General features: G+C 35.7%; 14 protein-coding genes and 1 tRNA gene. 7 read left to right on the forward strand and 8 right to left on the reverse strand.

Going from position 1 to position 16,501, the window contains the following annotated elements; translation table 11 throughout:
- Nucleotides 1–81: 81 nt before the first annotated feature.
- A complete protein-coding gene (gene ppdK, locus ACFIKD_RS03260; RefSeq protein ID WP_375647212.1) occupies nucleotides 82–2,748 on the forward strand; it encodes a pyruvate, phosphate dikinase in 2,667 nt (888 codons plus the stop codon).
- Between the two features lie 1,749 nt (nucleotides 2,749–4,497).
- On the opposite strand, the gene ACFIKD_RS03265 is transcribed toward ppdK, so the two are convergent.
- Nucleotides 4,498–5,322 carry a peptidoglycan-binding protein gene (locus tag ACFIKD_RS03265; RefSeq protein ID WP_375647222.1) on the reverse strand — a complete coding sequence of 275 codons (825 nt, stop codon included), beginning with the start codon at nucleotides 5,320–5,322 and terminating at the stop codon, nucleotides 4,498–4,500.
- A gap of 1,134 nt (nucleotides 5,323–6,456) precedes the next feature.
- Between ACFIKD_RS03265 and ACFIKD_RS03270 the strand changes: the two genes are divergently transcribed.
- Together ACFIKD_RS03270 and ACFIKD_RS03275 are read left to right on the forward strand one after the other, a co-directional pair.
- Complete coding sequence (locus ACFIKD_RS03270; RefSeq protein WP_375647213.1) at nucleotides 6,457–6,774, forward strand: DUF5330 domain-containing protein; 318 nt, start codon at nucleotides 6,457–6,459, stop codon at nucleotides 6,772–6,774.
- Nucleotides 6,775–6,940: 166 nt separating this feature from the next.
- Nucleotides 6,941–7,351: a SufE family protein gene (locus tag ACFIKD_RS03275; protein ID WP_012754847.1), complete on the forward strand. Its 411-nt coding sequence runs from the start codon at nucleotides 6,941–6,943 to the stop codon at nucleotides 7,349–7,351.
- A gap of 98 nt (nucleotides 7,352–7,449) precedes the next feature.
- Here the strand turns inward: ACFIKD_RS03275 and ACFIKD_RS03280 are convergent, their stop codons facing one another.
- Nucleotides 7,450–7,887 carry a MucR family transcriptional regulator gene (locus ACFIKD_RS03280; RefSeq protein WP_012754848.1) on the reverse strand — a complete coding sequence of 146 codons (438 nt, stop codon included), beginning with the start codon at nucleotides 7,885–7,887 and terminating at the stop codon, nucleotides 7,450–7,452.
- A gap of 864 nt (nucleotides 7,888–8,751) precedes the next feature.
- Between ACFIKD_RS03280 and ACFIKD_RS03285 the strand changes: the two genes are divergently transcribed.
- The gene (locus tag ACFIKD_RS03285; RefSeq protein ID WP_375647214.1) at nucleotides 8,752–10,845 is read left to right on the forward strand and encodes a S9 family peptidase; all 2,094 of its coding nucleotides are present in this window, start codon (nucleotides 8,752–8,754) and stop codon (nucleotides 10,843–10,845) included.
- Nucleotides 10,846–10,928: 83 nt separating this feature from the next.
- Here the strand turns inward: ACFIKD_RS03285 and ACFIKD_RS03290 are convergent, their stop codons facing one another.
- Entirely contained in the window at nucleotides 10,929–11,531 is a 603-nt protein-coding gene (locus ACFIKD_RS03290) for a superoxide dismutase (RefSeq protein ID WP_375647215.1), read from the reverse strand.
- Nucleotides 11,532–12,421: 890 nt separating this feature from the next.
- On the opposite strand from ACFIKD_RS03290, the gene ACFIKD_RS03295 reads away from it, so the two are divergent.
- From ACFIKD_RS03295 to ACFIKD_RS03305, 3 genes are all read left to right on the forward strand, one after another.
- Nucleotides 12,422–12,496, forward strand: a tRNA-Gln gene (locus ACFIKD_RS03295).
- 199 nt (nucleotides 12,497–12,695) lie between these two features.
- Nucleotides 12,696–12,977 carry a type II toxin-antitoxin system RelE/ParE family toxin gene (locus tag ACFIKD_RS03300; RefSeq protein WP_004865366.1) on the forward strand — a complete coding sequence of 94 codons (282 nt, stop codon included), beginning with the start codon at nucleotides 12,696–12,698 and terminating at the stop codon, nucleotides 12,975–12,977.
- An 18-nt stretch (nucleotides 12,978–12,995) separates the two neighbouring features.
- Entirely contained in the window at nucleotides 12,996–13,295 is a 300-nt protein-coding gene (locus ACFIKD_RS03305) for a HigA family addiction module antitoxin (RefSeq protein WP_026500666.1), read from the forward strand.
- Between the two features lie 56 nt (nucleotides 13,296–13,351).
- Here ACFIKD_RS03305 and ACFIKD_RS03310 read toward each other — a convergent pair whose 3' ends face one another.
- From ACFIKD_RS03310 to ACFIKD_RS03330, 5 genes are all read right to left on the reverse strand, one after another.
- Entirely contained in the window at nucleotides 13,352–14,392 is a 1,041-nt protein-coding gene (locus ACFIKD_RS03310; RefSeq protein WP_375647217.1) for a tyrosine-type recombinase/integrase, read from the reverse strand.
- Nucleotides 14,393–14,394: 2 nt separating this feature from the next.
- Nucleotides 14,395–14,643 carry a hypothetical protein gene (locus ACFIKD_RS03315; RefSeq protein WP_015857131.1) on the reverse strand — a complete coding sequence of 83 codons (249 nt, stop codon included), beginning with the start codon at nucleotides 14,641–14,643 and terminating at the stop codon, nucleotides 14,395–14,397.
- 75 nt (nucleotides 14,644–14,718) lie between these two features.
- The gene (locus ACFIKD_RS03320; RefSeq protein WP_375647218.1) at nucleotides 14,719–15,159 is read right to left on the reverse strand and encodes a hypothetical protein; all 441 of its coding nucleotides are present in this window, start codon (nucleotides 15,157–15,159) and stop codon (nucleotides 14,719–14,721) included.
- Nucleotides 15,156–15,698, reverse strand: a complete 543-nt coding sequence (locus tag ACFIKD_RS03325; RefSeq protein ID WP_375647219.1) for a hypothetical protein — start codon at nucleotides 15,696–15,698, stop codon at nucleotides 15,156–15,158. The genes ACFIKD_RS03320 and ACFIKD_RS03325 overlap by 4 nt, the downstream gene beginning before the upstream one ends.
- Nucleotides 15,695–15,940: a hypothetical protein gene (locus tag ACFIKD_RS03330; RefSeq protein WP_375647220.1), complete on the reverse strand. Its 246-nt coding sequence runs from the start codon at nucleotides 15,938–15,940 to the stop codon at nucleotides 15,695–15,697. Before ACFIKD_RS03330 ends, ACFIKD_RS03325 begins: the two co-directional genes overlap by 4 nt.
- Between the last annotated feature and the right edge of the window lie 561 nt (nucleotides 15,941–16,501).

Below are 16,501 nucleotides of genomic sequence, written 5' to 3' on the forward strand. Positions count from 1 at the left end.
GCCGATTTTGAATCAAGTCATTGCTTTTAAGTGAGCCTAGGTTGAATGATGTTTTGATGCTGATATGGGAGGATTTGTACAATGAAAAAATGGGTTTATAGTTTTGGAGATGGAAAGGCAGAAGGAAGTGCAAGTGAGCGTAATCTTCTCGGAGGTAAAGGGGCTAATTTGGCAGAAATGAGTAATCTTGGTTTGCCCGTACCACCCGGATTTACGCTGACAACAGAAGTTTGTAATTTTTATTATGCCCATGACAAATCATATCCAGAAGAGCTACAGGAATCTGTTAATCAAGCACTAAGACGCATTGGTGAACAAACAGGACGTGAATTTGGGAGTGAGCAAAAGCCACTTTTGCTTTCTGTTCGTTCAGGGGCTAGGGCTTCTATGCCAGGGATGATGGACACAGTGCTTAACCTTGGCATGAATGATGAGACTGTAAAAGCCATTGCTTTACAAGCTAATAATGAACGTTTTGCTTATGATAGTTATCGGCGTTTTATCCAAATGTATTCTAACGTTGTTTTGGGGTTAGATCATGCGTATTTTGAAGAAATTCTTGATGAAGCAAAAGTACGCAATGGTTACACTATTGATACAGAAATGACAGCAGGTGATTGGAAGAATATTATTACTTCCTATAAAGCATATGTTGAAGAAAAATTAGGAAAACCTTTTCCACAAAATCCTGAACAGCAGTTATGGGGAGCAATTGGAGCCGTTTTTTCAAGTTGGATGACAGCACGTGCAGTTACCTATCGCCGTTTACATAATATTCCTGAAAGTTGGGGAACGGCAGTTAATGTGCAAGCTATGGTTTTTGGCAACATGGGTGAAGATTCGGCAACAGGTGTTGCTTTTACACGCAATCCATCGACAGGGAAAAAAGAACTTTATGGTGAATTTTTAGTTAATGCGCAAGGGGAAGATGTTGTGGCGGGCATTCGAACACCTCAAAATATTACAGAAAATGCGCGTATTGTTGCTGGTTCAAATAGGCCGTCATTAGAAAAAATTATGCCTGAGGCTTTTTTGAAATTATGTCAGATAGCGCAGAAGCTTGAGCAGCATTATCGGGATATGCAAGATCTCGAATTTACCATTGAAAAAGGTAAATTATGGATGCTTCAGACTCGTTCAGGAAAACGCACGGCTCGTGCGGCTCTCAAGATAGCAATTGAAATGGTTGAAGAGGGGTTAATAAACCATGAAGAGGCTGTGATGCGTATTGATGCAAAGTCGCTGGACCAACTTTTGCATCCAACACTTGATCCCAAAGCAGAACGTTCTATTATAGGACGTGGTTTACCTGCTTCTCCTGGAGCCGCAACTGGTGAAATTGTTTTTACTTCAGAAGAGGCAGAAACGGTGTCGGCGGAAGGTCGCAAAGTTATTTTGGTCCGTGTAGAAACAAGCCCAGAAGATATTCATGGTATGCATGCTGCAGAAGGAATTTTAACAACGCGTGGCGGTATGACAAGTCACGCTGCTGTTGTTGCGCGGGGGATGGGGAAACCATGTATTTCTGGTGCTGGAAGTGTGCGGATTGATTATAACACAAATACGCTGTTTGCTTCAGGAGAAAGCTTTAAAAAAGGTGATATTATTACAATTGATGGTGGAAGTGGAGAAATTTTCAAAGGGAAAGTTGCAATGTTGCAACCTCAGCTTTGCGGAGACTTTGCAAAATTAATGGAATGGGCTGATGGAATGCGGCGTCTCAAAGTTCGCGCTAATGCTGATACACCATCTGATGCCCGTATGGGGCGTTCCTTTGGGGCTGAAGGTATAGGTCTTTGCCGTACGGAGCATATGTTTTTTTCTGATGAACGTATCGTTGCCATGCGTGAAATGATTTTAAGTCATGATGAAAATGGTCGTCGTAAAGCACTAGATAAGCTTTTGCCAATGCAGCGTTCAGATTTTAGTGAATTATTTGAAATTATGTGTGGTTTACCTGTTACTATCCGCTTGCTAGATCCACCATTACATGAATTTTTACCTAAAACGAAAACAGAAATTCTTGATGTTGCAACAGCTATGGGTGTTTCTGCTGAAGTGCTTGCTGAACGCGCTCAGCAGTTGCACGAATTTAATCCTATGCTTGGATTACGTGGATGCCGTTTAGCTATTACTTATCCTGAAATTGCAGAAATGCAAGCGCGGGCGATTTTTGAAGCAGCAGCAGAAGCTGCCCAAAAATCTGGATCTCCTGTTATGCTTGAAATTATGGTGCCACTTGTTGCGCTTAAATCTGAACTCGATTTTGTAAAAGCACGTATTGATCAGGTTGCTGAGGAAGTGATGAAAGAAAAGGGAAGCACTATTCAATATATGGTTGGGACGATGATTGAGCTTCCAAGGGCGGCGCTTCGAGCAGATGAAATTGCTGAAACTGCTGAATTTTTTTCATTTGGAACAAACGATTTGACACAAACCACTTTTGGGATTTCCCGTGATGATGCTGCTCCTTTTTTGGCAACCTATTTTCAAAAAGGTCTTTTAGAGCAAGATCCTTTCGTGTCTATTGACTGTGATGGAGTAGGAGAACTTATTACCATTGCTGCACAGCGTGGACGATCAAAGCGTGCAAAAATAAAATTAGGAATTTGCGGTGAACATGGAGGCGATCCGGCCTCTATTGCTTTATGCGAAGAAAATAACCTAGATTATGTTTCGTGTTCTCCTTTTCGAGTACCAATTGCTCGTTTAGCAGCAGCCCAGGCCGCAATAGCAAAAAGGATATAATGGGTTAATATTTTTTTGTTGTATAGTTATTACTGAAATAATTTTTTATATATTCTTTTATTTTCTTTAATAAAGGAAATAAAATTGCTTCTAAAATGCACGATAAGTTGTGTTACGCGAGAAAGTGTATTTTTGAGAGGTTTATGAGAGAAAATATAAAGCAGGATAGACAAAGATGTATTATTAATACACTTTCTATTGACGAACCTCTTGATAGAGAGAAACGTGTTATTGTGCAGTCAATTTACACGTTTGCTTTTTTATAGGGTAATGGACTCCTCACGCAAAATAGAATGCTCCAAACAAATGCATTTTTTTTGCACATTATGCTGTTTGAGATAGACATCTCTCAGTGGATGCCCCATTTCACATTGACATTCGTGGAATGGGGATTATGTAAAACTCCCCGTAAGTTTATAAAAATCTTCCCAAAGTATATAAACTCTACTATGCGCTATCATCTTTACATTCCTGAAGGAATATCAAAGTTATACAATATGTTGATTTATAATGATAATTTTTTATTTCTCATATTGAACGAAAGCTGTAAATATCACAAGATTGTCTCATTTCAACTTCTTTGATAATGAATCAATTAAAACCATGTTTTTTGCATATTACAGGCGGAATTAGCGTCTATGGATAAAAAAATAAAGCAAGGATATGCTTCTTCAAGTGTCAAGAGCTGTCACAAATTGAAGGTAGGTAGTGTGTAATGGTGCTGGTTTGCTTCTTCACAAGCGTAAAGATGATAGCGCACAGAGAAGGCTGCTATTATTATTCACGGGCCGTTGTTGCGAAATGGGCTTGGGTGCTTTAAAAATGTTTTTTTAAGAAAGATCGTGAATGGCAATCCACGTATATTCCGTTTAGGACATTTTGTTTTACGTGAGGGGGAAGCCCAAAAATACACGAGCTAAATAAAGGCATGAGGCAATAGGTAATCTCCATTATTTTAAAGACATTGTTTTAGATGTCTTTAAAAGTCGTAAAGCTGAATTAAAAGGAAATGGCAAAGATAAAAACTGGTTTCTACCCTTAAAATTTCATATTCTTCCCAAATTAGACTGTCTCTCTGTTGCAGAGATTATATAAACAGAGATGCGCAATGCCCTTGCCTCCATTTGGCATACAAAAGCTATAACAGTTGAGAAAGCACTACACTGTCTTAACATTTGCTTCAAACATACTGCTGCGTTAGGTTCGGATGTTGATTTATAGACGACACCAAAAGCACACGCTCTCTTAGAAAACAACGTCATAAAACACAAAACTTTCCAGCAATAGATTGGAGAGAAGTGCCGGTTTTTTATCAGACACTTTGCGAAACAACAAGCATAACATAACTAGCTTTACATCTACTTATCCTTACAGGTGTTTGCACAAATTCTTTGCGTCATATTTATAAAGATCAAATTGACGATAAGATGTGGACAATTCGTGGCTCGAGAATATGAAAGGTTTACATGATACTACAATAAAATTTCGTGTCCTTTTATTATCAGAAGTAATAAAAATGCTAGAACAAGCGCGTTTGTTATTTTGCAATATTTCTTTTTTCTGCAATTGGTTGTGGTTTTCTTACAGCAGATTGTATGGCGCAATATATAATGTGTAAGAAAACCATTCTGATTGATTGAATATAAGAGGGCTTGAGATGAAGGAATGTTTGGGGGGGGCATTAAACAAGCGAAAGATGAATTATCATTATAAATTAAGAGATTATTTTTATAGTATAGATGATTAGCCTCAATTTAATAAACCAATTTCGCGCATTTTCATTAAAATTGTGTGATTAATTTTACCTGTTACAGGAAGATCAAACATTTTTTGAAACTGTTTTAAGGCTTCTATCGTCTTTTGATCTTCTATTCCGGTGATAATAACCTCTTCATTCCCAAAAATATGTAAAGCTTTTTGCACTTGTATAATATCTTCGACAGAAGGCTCTGAAATAGCTTCTTTTAAGTGCGTCATATTTTTTGTTTCTATTTCGCTCTGCTTAATTAATATCGCAATTTCATCTGTTGCGGGATTAGATAGAGCATTCTTTTGCATTCTCTGAGCAGTTTGTTGTTTCCATAAAGTGATAGCTCGGCGTGTTTTAGGTCCTTCCAGTCCATCTAAAGGTCCATCATAAAGTCCTAATTTTACTAGTTCTTTTTGTTTTTCCAGAATGCTTGCTGATTGAGGAGGTAAAGGTGAATTTGTATGGTGATGACTTGGAGAATGTAGAGAAGTTACACGAGAGAGTTCTTGTGATTTTGCTTCTTTTTCCAATAAAGTAGAGCTCTTCCCTATACTTTGAACGGAGGAAAATTTCATTTGAGTTAAAATATTTTGATGCGTTGTCATTTGCGAAAATAAAGCATTAAATGAAATAAATAAAAAACTAATGCTAAAAAGAAGAGATCCAACAAAAAATAAAGTATTTTTTCGTGTATAGAAATAAAGAGTTTTTGCTATCCAAAAAATAAAATGAAAAATTATAAGAAGAAGTGTTATAACAATACTACTATAGTATTTACGGTGTTTTACAGTTTTTTTTCGGGTCGTCTTTCGTTTTGTTGTCATCATTTTTATTTTCAGTTGCGTTTATGTTTCACAAAGAAACGAATGCAAATTAGTTCTTACTTTTCGCTAGAGAGAAATGCATTTACATTATTGTTTTTTCCTTTCAAACTCCTAGAATAAGCAGCTTCATTCTATCAATGTATAAGTTGATCAATCAACAAGAGCTCTTATCAATTTTTATTAATTTCAGATTTTACAAATCTTTCAATATGTATAAAGAGAACATCGAATGATTAACGTTCAAGAGCATTTTAGTGTTTGCAAACTGCATTATCACATATAATCATCTCAATAATAATATCGCGTTATTCTTCATTTTTGGCGCAGATGTTTGCCTATCATTTAAAAACAAGTTAGAGACTATTTTTCTATAACGTTAAAAAGATAAGAGTCATTATATTCTTTACAATTTACATATATAGGGTTACTTTTCTGTAAACGGTTTGGTGAGAATAGTGGTCTCTTAAGGTTATTATATTTTAGTGGAGCTACTTTTGTATCAATTAAATTGATGTTTACAATGTTATAGAAAAACTTGTCTTGAGATCTTGAGATGGAGTTATAAGAGATGAAGCTATTGTTTGATCTTTTGATCGACATATTGATCATGTTGGTGATGTTCTAGTAAAAATTTTATAGATAATATAAATATTTTATCACTACTAGAGTCAGAATAACAGAGTCTGACTCTTTTTAGCCTTTTCAACTAAGCTAAGATGATGAACTATTATTTAAAATAAGTATGTACACAATATGGAAAAGAAATTGGACTCTGTGTTTAATCCTTATCTCATTGCTACACTTTCTTGTGGAATAAAAGATTATAAATGTGGGGGGTACATTTCTTAACTCTTATGCACGATCATGGTTATATCTCTCATTTTTTATCATGGTATGTTCATTAATATGATCAGCCTGTAAGTGTATAATTGGGATGTTAAATTTTTACTGAATAGACAATGTATCCCATTTTATACAGCGGCATTGTGCCATATTTATAAAAAAGCCAATGATATAGATCCAATAAATGAATACTCAATTTTATAAAAAACAAATTTTATAAATTGTTTATAAAGAAACAGTGTATAAAATGCTTCTTTTATTGTATTTACCACTGCGGTACATTGATTGCCCATGATACGTTTTTTAATCAAATTATCATTTTTTTTATTTTTTATTTTTGTCATTATTTCATTTTTTGTAGCAAATCCAAGCAGTGACTATTCTTCTAGCCCCAAAAATAATGAGACAACAACGAGCGATGTGATTAGGTCATTTAAAGAAGCTTTAAATGACCTAGGAGCATTTTGTGACCGTAATATAGAAACCTGCAAAGTAGGAAAATCATTTTTAAGTTCACTTGGTGAACGCGCATATTACGGTGCAAGAGCTGCTTATGAATATTTAGGCAACATATTAGGGAACAACAATAATATCAGAGATTTCCCTTAATGTTTCTTGCAAAATCGCAATACAAGAGTTCTTACAAAACCATACAATGTTATCTTGAAATAAGGATTTTTAACGTTCTTCGTGTTATTTATGTTAGGAAGAATAAATATTTATTTTTTATAAGTGTATTTAAGAATGATTATTCAAACAAAACAGGACTAAAATAATGGCGGAAACAATCGGTAATATCATAGAGAACTTTTCGCTTTTGGATAATTGGGAAGACCGTTATCGTTATGTCATTGAGCTTGGCCATGAATTGCCACCTTTTCCGGAAAGCGCTCGAAACGATGCTCACAAAGTTCCTGGTTGTGTTAGCCAAGTGTGGCTTTTATCTTCACGTAATAACTCAGAAGATCCAATATTGACGTTTCAAGGTGATTCCGATGCTCATATTGTGCGTGGACTCATTTACATACTTCTTGCTTTTTATTCAGGCAAAAAAGCTTCTGAAATTCGCAATTCCGATGCTCAAGAGCTCTTTGAAAAACTTGGTTTAAATGAAAATCTTACACCACAACGATCAAATGGTCTGAAATCAATGATTAAACGGATTCGTAACGAAAGCTATGTATAATCCCCTTGATAGAAATTGCTATATATACAAAAGCTTCACACAAAACATGTATACTGAAATCAAATTTATACACGAAACCATTTTTTCGCAAAATAAGATTATTTAGTTTTTTTCCGTTTACTTTTGCGTCCAAGACCCATTTCTTTGGCCAAAGCTGATCGTGTTTTTGCATAATTAGGCGCCACCATAGGATAAGAACTATCTAACTGCCATTTTTCACGATACTCCTCTGGCAACATTCCATAATGTGTCATGAGATGACGCTTTAGAGATTTAAATTTTTTCCCATCTTCAAGGCAAATGAGATAATCAGGAAATACTGAACGCTTTGGATTAACGGCAGGCCTTTGTTTTTCAACTTCGACTTCTGTTAACTCTAAATTCCCTGCTTTACGAAAAGCAGCATGGACATCAGCAATTAAACTTGGCACTTCAGTCGGTCGAATAGAATTATTACTCACGTAGGCAGCAACAATATCAGCAACCAATGTAATAACTAAATTGCTTTCAGTCTCTAAGACTGCACGATGTTCCATTCTTGTTTCCTTTAATTTAAAATTGAGTAATTCAAAATCGAGATATAGTGCATATACTCATGATATAAAGATCTCATGCACATGAGCTTCATATTGTACAAAAATCTTTTTTGTCAATTCAATTATTCTATAAAATTGCCAAAACACAAAAAAATCAAATAAATACCTCTTTTTTGTCATAATATAAAATAAGAAAAACGAAATTATTACATGCTAAAATATATTTTTATCCTATAACATATCATACATGACATATAATACATCACAAATATAAAAAAATATAGGATAAAATTTATTTATTTTTTTTTGAGAACGTAAAAATAAAATTACTAATTATAAAAATATAATATATAAATTAGTATTTTTTATTTTGAATACTTATAATTTAGTAATTTTATTTTTACTAAATTTTAAATTTGTTTTTATTATTTATATTTATTAAATTTAATAATAAAGAACATACTATATTATAAATAAGACACAACAGCATTACTTATAATATAAAACTATTCATTAAAACGACATAGAATATTTTTATGTTTTATACATTAATAAAAATACTTTAAATATAGTTATTACTTTCTATAAAATTATAAGATTATACTGTTTCAAAAAAAATCAATTCTTTTTCTCATAGTTTAATTGTCTTACCAATCACTTTCATTATAAAAGTGGTATTATATCCCTAGAAAACAATAGCTGTGATATGTAATGGACAGAAAGGTATTAGTTTTAAAAATTATCATGGCGCTATTTTTACAAGTGAATAGAACTTATAGATTTTTACACTTGCATCAATAATTATGATTCTAACATATAAACGAATAAACGAAGCTGTTAACATATTTTAATATAGGATTGTGTATGACCCGCACTTTTGCAATTCCTCCCAAAGCATTTAGAATCACTCATAAGGAAATATATCATGGTATTTTTCGTGATGATCCCTATCATTGGCTACGTGCGTCTAACTGGCAAGATGTTTTTAAAAATCCTAACTGTCTTGATCCAAATATTCGACATTATCTTGAAAAAGAAAATGCTTATCAATCAGCTCAAATGGCTGATACAAAACCATTACGAGATTTGCTTTTTACCGAAATGAAAAACAGGATCCAAGAGAATGATAGTTCTGTTCCTATAAAACATGGTCCTTTTGCTTACGGATTCTCTTATGTTACCGGAGGTCAACAACCGCATTATTTTCGGACACCAAGGAATGGCGGAGAAAAAACCGTTTACCTTAACGGTGATGTCTTGGCAGAAGGCAAAGAATATTTCAAATTTGGTTCAGTTCAAGAATCTCCTGACCATACACATGTGGTATGGACCTATGATGACAAAGGATCAGAATTCTATACAGCTAAAATTCGTAATTTTGAGACATTGTCTGACTGTATGGATACAATTACTGATACATCTGGTCAAATTGTATGGGATGCTAGATCTGAAGGTTTTTTCTATACTAAAATGGATAAAAATCACCGACCTTCAGAGCTCTATTATCACCGATTAAACACTGATCAATCACAAGATAAGCTTATTTTTCGCGAAGACAATCCAGGTTTTTTCTTAGATGTAAGCGGCTCTAAGCTTAATGATATTATTTATATTAATATTCATGATCATGAAACATCAGAGATCTGGTTGATTCCTGCTGAGGCGCCTTTTACTATTCCCCAATGTGTACGGAAACGACAAAAAGGTATTGAATATTCACTTACAGAAGGTGGTGATGTCTTTTATATTCTGACCAATCTAGATAATGCAAAAGATTTCAAAATTATGGTAGCGCCATATACATCTCCACAATCAGAAAATTGGTCTGAGTTTGTCCCACATCAGCTTGGGTGCCTAATATTATCCCATGATGCTTATCAAGATTTTCTTGTCTGGATCGAACGTTTTGAGGGGCTTCCACGTATAAAAGTAATGGAACGTACCACTAAAAAAGTTACTTCCATTGCTTTTACTGAAGAGGCTTATTCTTTAGGTCTACAAGGGGTTGCAGAATATAACAGTCCAACTATTCGTTTTTCCTATTCATCTATGACAACACCTGATCAAGTGTTTGATTATGAGATGAAAAGTCGTAAACGAATGCTTTTAAAAACGCAAATAATTCCCTCTGGGCATAATAAAGATGCATATGTAACACGACGTATTACAGCAATAGCAGACGATGGTGAGAAGATTCCTATTTCACTTTTTTATCACAAAAACACTCCTCTTGATGGTGGTGCGCCTTGTCTTCTTTACGGTTATGGTGCTTATGGAATCTCTATTCCTGCCAGTTTTAATAGTAATGTACTTTCTCTAGTAAACAGGGGGTTTATTTACGCGATTGCTCATATTCGCGGAGGAAAAGAAAAGGGAGTAGAATGGTATGAGAAAGGAAAACATCTCTTTAAGCACAATACATTTACAGATTTTATTGCTTGTGGACGTTACCTTGTAAACAATAAATTCACTTCTCACAACCGGCTTATTGCTTATGGTGGTTCAGCAGGGGGGATGTTGATGGGAGCCATTGCCAATATAGCTCCACAGGATTTTGCTGGAATCGTAGCGAATGTGCCTTTTGTTGATGTTTTAGCGACAATGTTAGATGCTTCATTGCCACTCACACCTCCAGAATGGGCCGAATGGGGGAATCCTCTTGAATCAGAAGAAGATTATAAGCTTATTGCTTCCTATTCACCCTACGATAATGTCAAAGCTCAAAACTATCCCCCTATACTTGTGATGGCAGGATTAACAGATCCTCGTGTAACTTACTGGGAGCCTGCAAAATGGGTGGCAAAATTACGAGACTTAAAAACAGACGATAATGCAATTTTATTACGTATTAATATGGATTCGGGGCACGCTGGTGCAGCTGGACGTTTTTCAAAGCTAGAAGAAGTTGCCTATATCTATGCATATATTCTCAAGATAGCAGGAAAAGGCTGTTGCTAATCCATAATATCTTTGTTTGAAAGTCCCCGATAATTTATTGGATTATAGGGACTTTCATACACTAAAAAAATTATCTAGATAGCTTAAAATTCACATTCTTCATAAAGTTTCAAAACATAGTCCCAATTAATTAAATGGTCTACAAAGGATTCGAGGTACTTCGGTCGAGCATTGCGATAATCAATGTAATAGGAATGTTCCCACACATCGACACCCAAAATAGGTCGAGCATTGTGAATTAAGGGATTTTCGCCATTAGGCGTTTTCATAATTTCAAGCTTGCCATTTTTAACAGCAACCCATGCCCATCCAGAACCAAATTGGGCACTAGCAGCAGCAATAAAATCAGCGCGGAATTTGTCGTAACCACCTAGATCAGTGTCAATAGCTTTTGCTAACTTTTCAGGAAGTTTTTGGCCACCCCCATCTTTTTTCATCCAAAGCCAAAAGTGGTTATGATTGTAATACTGTGCTGCATTATTAAACAAACCAATATTTTTTCCAAAACTTTTTTTAACAATATCTTCAAGGCTTTCATTTTCTAAGCCTAACTCTTTCACAAAATTATTGGTATTGTTAAGATAAGCGAGGTGATGCTTATCATGATGATATTCAAGCGTTTCGCGTGACATATAAGGTGAAAGGGCATCGTAATCATAAGGCAACGGGGGCAATTCAAAAGCCATTAAAAATCTCCTCGATTCTAATTGTTAAGCTTATTTCATAAGTCTAATTTGCCATTTACAGAATTGAAAAGCAAATGTTGAATACCTATTTGTGTGAAATTAATTTTAATATCTCTCTTTTTGTAAAAGGAGCTTTTAGGAAATGTATGCTAATCAATCAAAAAAGGCATTGGTCTATATAAAGATTGTTTCTGAAGATTTTTTACATCTATGAACCGATAAAAATATCATTATCTTTTGAATAAAAAGTAAATAGAAATAGCTATTATCCCTCGTTCTTATATCTTTATTTTTTCAAATACCAGATAAAATATTTTTAATTTTTGCAAAACTCTTCTAACCTGTTTAGGTGTATCATAGTGTTTGCAATAGAATATTTAAGTGTTATTTTTAGGAGATATTTTTCAATGTGCTTGATTTCATTTTATGACGCTATTCATGAATAATATAATGTAAAAACCAGTGGACATTATCATCTTTACGCTTAATGAAAGAGCACAGCAACTATCACATACTTTACCAGTTTCCAATATGGTGACAGCTTTTATCTTAATGAAGCAAGATGAGATTGGAATATATCAAGAAAAGTAAATCATATGCTAATTTATTGATACATGAGTAAACTACAAGATTTTCATTTTCTGTTCCTAAAAAATCAATACAAAGAGCAAAATAATTGGTGGATAAATGTTTTCTATTTGTGTTAAAAGCACAACTGTATATCAGTTTCTGCTACGAATTTGTATTGATGCAATGCCATACAAGATTCAGGCACTTTATGATAAATCAGGCACTTTATGATAAAAAAGTAAGGTCTTTGATTTTCAGATATTGCGTCCAATCACAGGAATCGCTATAAGGTGCAAGAGTCGCTATAGAGCGTGTTTTTTTGGGGTATAGCCAAGCGGTAAGGCACCGGTTTTTGGTACCGGCATTCCCTGGTTCGAATCCAGGTACCCCAGCCAATGTTTAGTAAAATCAATAGGTTATATAAAAGTTCGGGAATTTTGATTCCGTTGATTCTTTTAACTTATTTTCTACCTATCCCTAACTTTTTTATAGCTTATACCCAATCATTTTATCTAGATAACTGGATTTGCTAGCAGGGCGCTTGACTCTTATTTTTATTGATCGTATAGTGATGATATACGATAAGGGGCGGTAATGGCAATTGTGAGTTTCAAACATAAGGGCTTAAAATTATTTTATACAACAGGTTCTACAAAAGCTATTCAATCAGATCACGTGAAAAAATTACGCGTTATCTTGACGGCTTTAACAAGTGCTACGACGCCTGAAATGTTGAAAGCGCCTGCCTTTAAAATGCATCCTCTTAAAGGTGAACTTACAGGATACTATTCTATATGGGTGAATGGAAATTGGCGTGTTACTTTTCGCTTTATAGGAACAGATGTGGAGCTTGTTGATTATCAAGATTACCATTGATGAAAGGAACGAAAACAAATGATGCATAACCCCGCACATCCGGGCGAAGTTCTAAAAGTAGCTTTCTTAGAAGAAATGGGGATAACAATACAAAAGTTAGCTGATCATCTCCATATGACAAGAGCTTCTCTATCAAGAGTGATTAACGGACATGCCTCTATGAGTACCGAACTTGCAGTGAAATTAGAATTAGCTGGTTTTAGTAAAGCAAAATTTTGGCTGGATATGCAAACGAATTATAATTTATGGCAAACAATGCAACAGACACAACCACCTATTTCTCCTCTGGTTTCTGATGCACCTCAAATGCCGCATTAATTTCATTCATAATTTTGACGGGGCTTTAGTTTGTTTTTTAGCAGCCACTCATTGTCCTAACTTTTTTGAAGTTTTTTGATTGCTTCTATTGCAAGTCGTTTTCTGTCGGCTGTTTTGGTATAGAGGGATGCCATGTTATCTTCTGTCCAGCCAAAAAGCGCTTTCATTTGCGAAACTGTCGCACCTGCATTTGCTGCACGTGTTGCTGCTAATTTTCGCAATCCGTGCGCTGATTTTTTAATACCTGCTGCATTACAAGCTTTACGAAACAGATTACCAAAACTTTCTTTGGTCAGTTTTTTACCTTCTTTACCGCAAATAAATATTTCATCTCCAATAGGTCCAATTTTAAGTGTTTCTGCGAGTTCAGGCAAAATCGGGAGAAAAACATCTGTTTTAAATTGGCTCTTTTCTGTTTTTAAATGAATAATATTATCTGTTGTGATATCTTTCCAGCCGATACGAACGGCATCACCACGACGTAAACCTGTATATAAAAGGACGTCAATCCATACACGTTCATGTGTACCATGTGACCAACGGTAATAATATTTATCAATATCTTCTTCTAACCATGGTATGAATCCTTCTGCGTTAAAGGATTTTGGCGGCTTTATATTAAAAGCAGGATTTCTATTTAAAAGATCGTTATCAACTGCCCAATTGAAAAGACCATTTAAAGCCGTTAAAAAATGTCTTGCCGCCGCGGGAGTCTCTCGTCTTCTTTCTACTGCGTCAAGAATGTGTTGTTTGTTTATGCTTTTATATGCACGATCACCGATATGTTTAGAAACATTATTCAGAATTCGATATTTAACTTTTTTAGTAGATTCTGATTGATTATGCCATTGCATGCTTTGTAAATACTGATGCAACAACCAATCGAAAGACCCTTCTGTGAGTCTGGTACGCCTCTTTGTTTTGGAGGAGCCATTTTGCGCTTGTTTAATAGCCAGTGTATAATTGTCAACAAACTCTTGCGTTCCATAGGTTCCTTCAATCCGAAACCGTGGTCCATGACCAATACGTACATACCATATAACTTTACCATGGCGTGTACGTTCACGAACAAGATGCGGTGGACGGCGTTTTGACATGGCTAAAACTTTATACCGTCGACAGAGGGGCAGCTTTTGCTGGTCTCGTAGTCTTCTTGTTCATTTTCAAGCGGTGGAAAATCATCAATGCTATAAGTATTATCTGTCGTTGTTGGTGTTATGGTTTTATTGATATGAATTAATAATTCCCCTGTAGGTTTGATTTCTATGAGTTCACATCCTTGTTTTTTAGCTTCTCTTAAAGCACGAGCAATAGCTGGTTGCGTGATAGTGGGTGGGCGGTGTGGCATGTTTATTCCCCTTCATTTTAGATGTAATTCACCCGTGGCGTGAATCACGCTGGTGTTAAAAGTTTGTTTGTGTGGTTAGAAAGGGACGTCGTCCCCTGTTAAGTTTTCTGTCTTTTCCTTGTAAACAATTTTGTAATCGGCATAAATTTGTGCGTCGCCATAAATTCTTGGATTACCATCAATAATTGCATATTTGTAAATTTGTGCGTCCCCAAAAATATCCCCCCCATATACTTTTGCGTTATCATAAACTTGTGCATTGCCATAAACGCGTGCAAAATAAGCAACTTTCGCGTTACCAAACACTTTAGCGCTGTCGTAAACTTCGGCACCACAATAAACCATAGCTTCATTACTAACCCAACAGTCGGCTTCATGACTTAGGTTGTCCTCATCCTCTATAAAGCCCCCAAGGTTACCTTTCTTGACGCCACCAAAATCTCTTAATGCTCTAATTCGGTGAAGCGTAAATCCATCAACATTAATTGTTTCATCAGTAAGTTCGTATTTTCTCATCGGGTCTTTTCTCCAGTTGAGATTCTTCTATCGTCATCAATCCAGTCGTCCCAACATACACATGCTTCACCGTAAATTTTTGCATGACCGTAAACATGCGCATCACCGTAAACTTGCGCATTGCCGTAAACACGCGCCCTATCGTAAATGTATGCCTCTTCGTAAACTTGTGCATTGCCATAAACTTCTGCATTATCAAAAACATGCGGTTCACCGCAAATATATGCATCACCGTAAACTTCTGCATGACCGTAAATGCATGGTTCATCGAAAACTTCTGCTTTGCCATAAATACGAGAATTGCCGTAAACATGTGCATAACCGTAAACTTGTGCATTTTCGTAAACCTTAGCATCATCATAAACCTTGGCATAACCCCCAATCCAGCAATTACCATGATGCGATAGGTTGTCTTCTTTCTCGATATAGCCGCCAAGATCACCTTTCTTGACGTCCCCCAAATCTCTCAATGCACGAATGCGGCGGAGCGTTTTGCGCCCAATTTCGATTGTTTCATCTGTCAGTTCATATTTTTTCATCTGGTCTTTTCTCCAGTTGATATGGCGTTATAGTCATCAACGTGTGCGCTACGGTAAACTTCTGCATCACCGTAAACTTTTGCTTCTCCGTAAATTTCTGCCTTATCGTAAACACGTGCTTCATCGTAAACGCGTGCATCATTGTAAACTTTTGCACGCCCATGAACATGTGCATTGCCAAAAACCAAGGCATCACCAAAAACCTTGGCATAACCATAAACCTCTGCATTATGGGAACGCATGCCTCACCGTAAACGTGTGCATGATCATAAATTTTAGCATCACCATAAATTCTTGCACTATCGCCTACATGTCCGTCTTTAATTTTTGCATTGCCATAAACTTCTGCTTTATTGGAAACATATGCATAACCGTAAACATGTGCATTATCGGAAACTTTTGCTTCATCGAAAACAAGTGCATTGCCATAAACACGGGCATCTCCAAAAACACAAGCCTTATACCAAATCCAACAATTGCCCTCATGGGATAAGTTGCCTTCATGCTCTATAAGACCGCCTAGGTCATCTGCTTTAATACCACCAAAGTCTCGTAAGGCACGAATGCGGTGGAGAGTTTTGCCATCAACCTCAGTTGTTTCATCAGTCAGTTCATATTTATTTTTCATGGTTTATTTCCTTGATTTGCGTACAATCCACCCGTGGCGTGAATCACGCATGTGTTGAAAGTGTTAGAAAAGGGTGGGGGTGCTGGGAGGAGAGAGCACCCCCATAGGTTTAAGCAGCTTTTGCCAAAATCTTTTGCATCTCTTGTTCTATTTCCCCTAAAAAGATTTCGACCGC

Origin of the sequence: Bartonella sp. CR84HXZ (assembly GCF_042194535.1) — a bacterium.
GTDB classification, from domain to species: Bacteria; Pseudomonadota; Alphaproteobacteria; order Rhizobiales; family Rhizobiaceae; genus Bartonella; species Bartonella grahamii.

Excerpts from the sequence above, each read along its gene's own strand:
- ACFIKD_RS03280 (WP_012754848.1), bottom strand. The coding sequence starts at position 7,887 with ATGGAACATCGTGCAGTCTTAGAGACTGAAAGCAATTTAGTTATTACA.
- ACFIKD_RS03315 (WP_015857131.1), bottom strand. The coding sequence starts at position 14,643 with ATGCCACACCGCCCACCCACTATCACGCAACCAGCTATTGCTCGTGCT.
- ppdK (WP_375647212.1), top strand. The coding sequence starts at position 82 with ATGAAAAAATGGGTTTATAGTTTTGGAGATGGAAAGGCAGAAGGAAGT.
- ACFIKD_RS03290 (WP_375647215.1), bottom strand. The coding sequence starts at position 11,531 with ATGGCTTTTGAATTGCCCCCGTTGCCTTATGATTACGATGCCCTTTCA.
- ACFIKD_RS03300 (WP_004865366.1), top strand. The coding sequence starts at position 12,696 with ATGGCAATTGTGAGTTTCAAACATAAGGGCTTAAAATTATTTTATACA.
- ACFIKD_RS03265 (WP_375647222.1), bottom strand. The coding sequence starts at position 5,322 with ATGACAACAAAACGAAAGACGACCCGAAAAAAAACTGTAAAACACCGT.
- ACFIKD_RS03330 (WP_375647220.1), bottom strand. The coding sequence starts at position 15,940 with ATGCGTTCCCATAATGCAGAGGTTTATGGTTATGCCAAGGTTTTTGGT.
- ACFIKD_RS03305 (WP_026500666.1), top strand. The coding sequence starts at position 12,996 with ATGATGCATAACCCCGCACATCCGGGCGAAGTTCTAAAAGTAGCTTTC.
- ACFIKD_RS03275 (WP_012754847.1), top strand. The coding sequence starts at position 6,941 with ATGGCGGAAACAATCGGTAATATCATAGAGAACTTTTCGCTTTTGGAT.
- ACFIKD_RS03325 (WP_375647219.1), bottom strand. The coding sequence starts at position 15,698 with ATGAAAAAATATGAACTGACAGATGAAACAATCGAAATTGGGCGCAAA.
- ACFIKD_RS03270 (WP_375647213.1), top strand. The coding sequence starts at position 6,457 with ATGATACGTTTTTTAATCAAATTATCATTTTTTTTATTTTTTATTTTT.
- ACFIKD_RS03285 (WP_375647214.1), top strand. The coding sequence starts at position 8,752 with ATGACCCGCACTTTTGCAATTCCTCCCAAAGCATTTAGAATCACTCAT.
- ACFIKD_RS03320 (WP_375647218.1), bottom strand. The coding sequence starts at position 15,159 with ATGAGAAAATACGAACTTACTGATGAAACAATTAATGTTGATGGATTT.
- ACFIKD_RS03310 (WP_375647217.1), bottom strand. The coding sequence starts at position 14,392 with ATGTCAAAACGCCGTCCACCGCATCTTGTTCGTGAACGTACACGCCAT.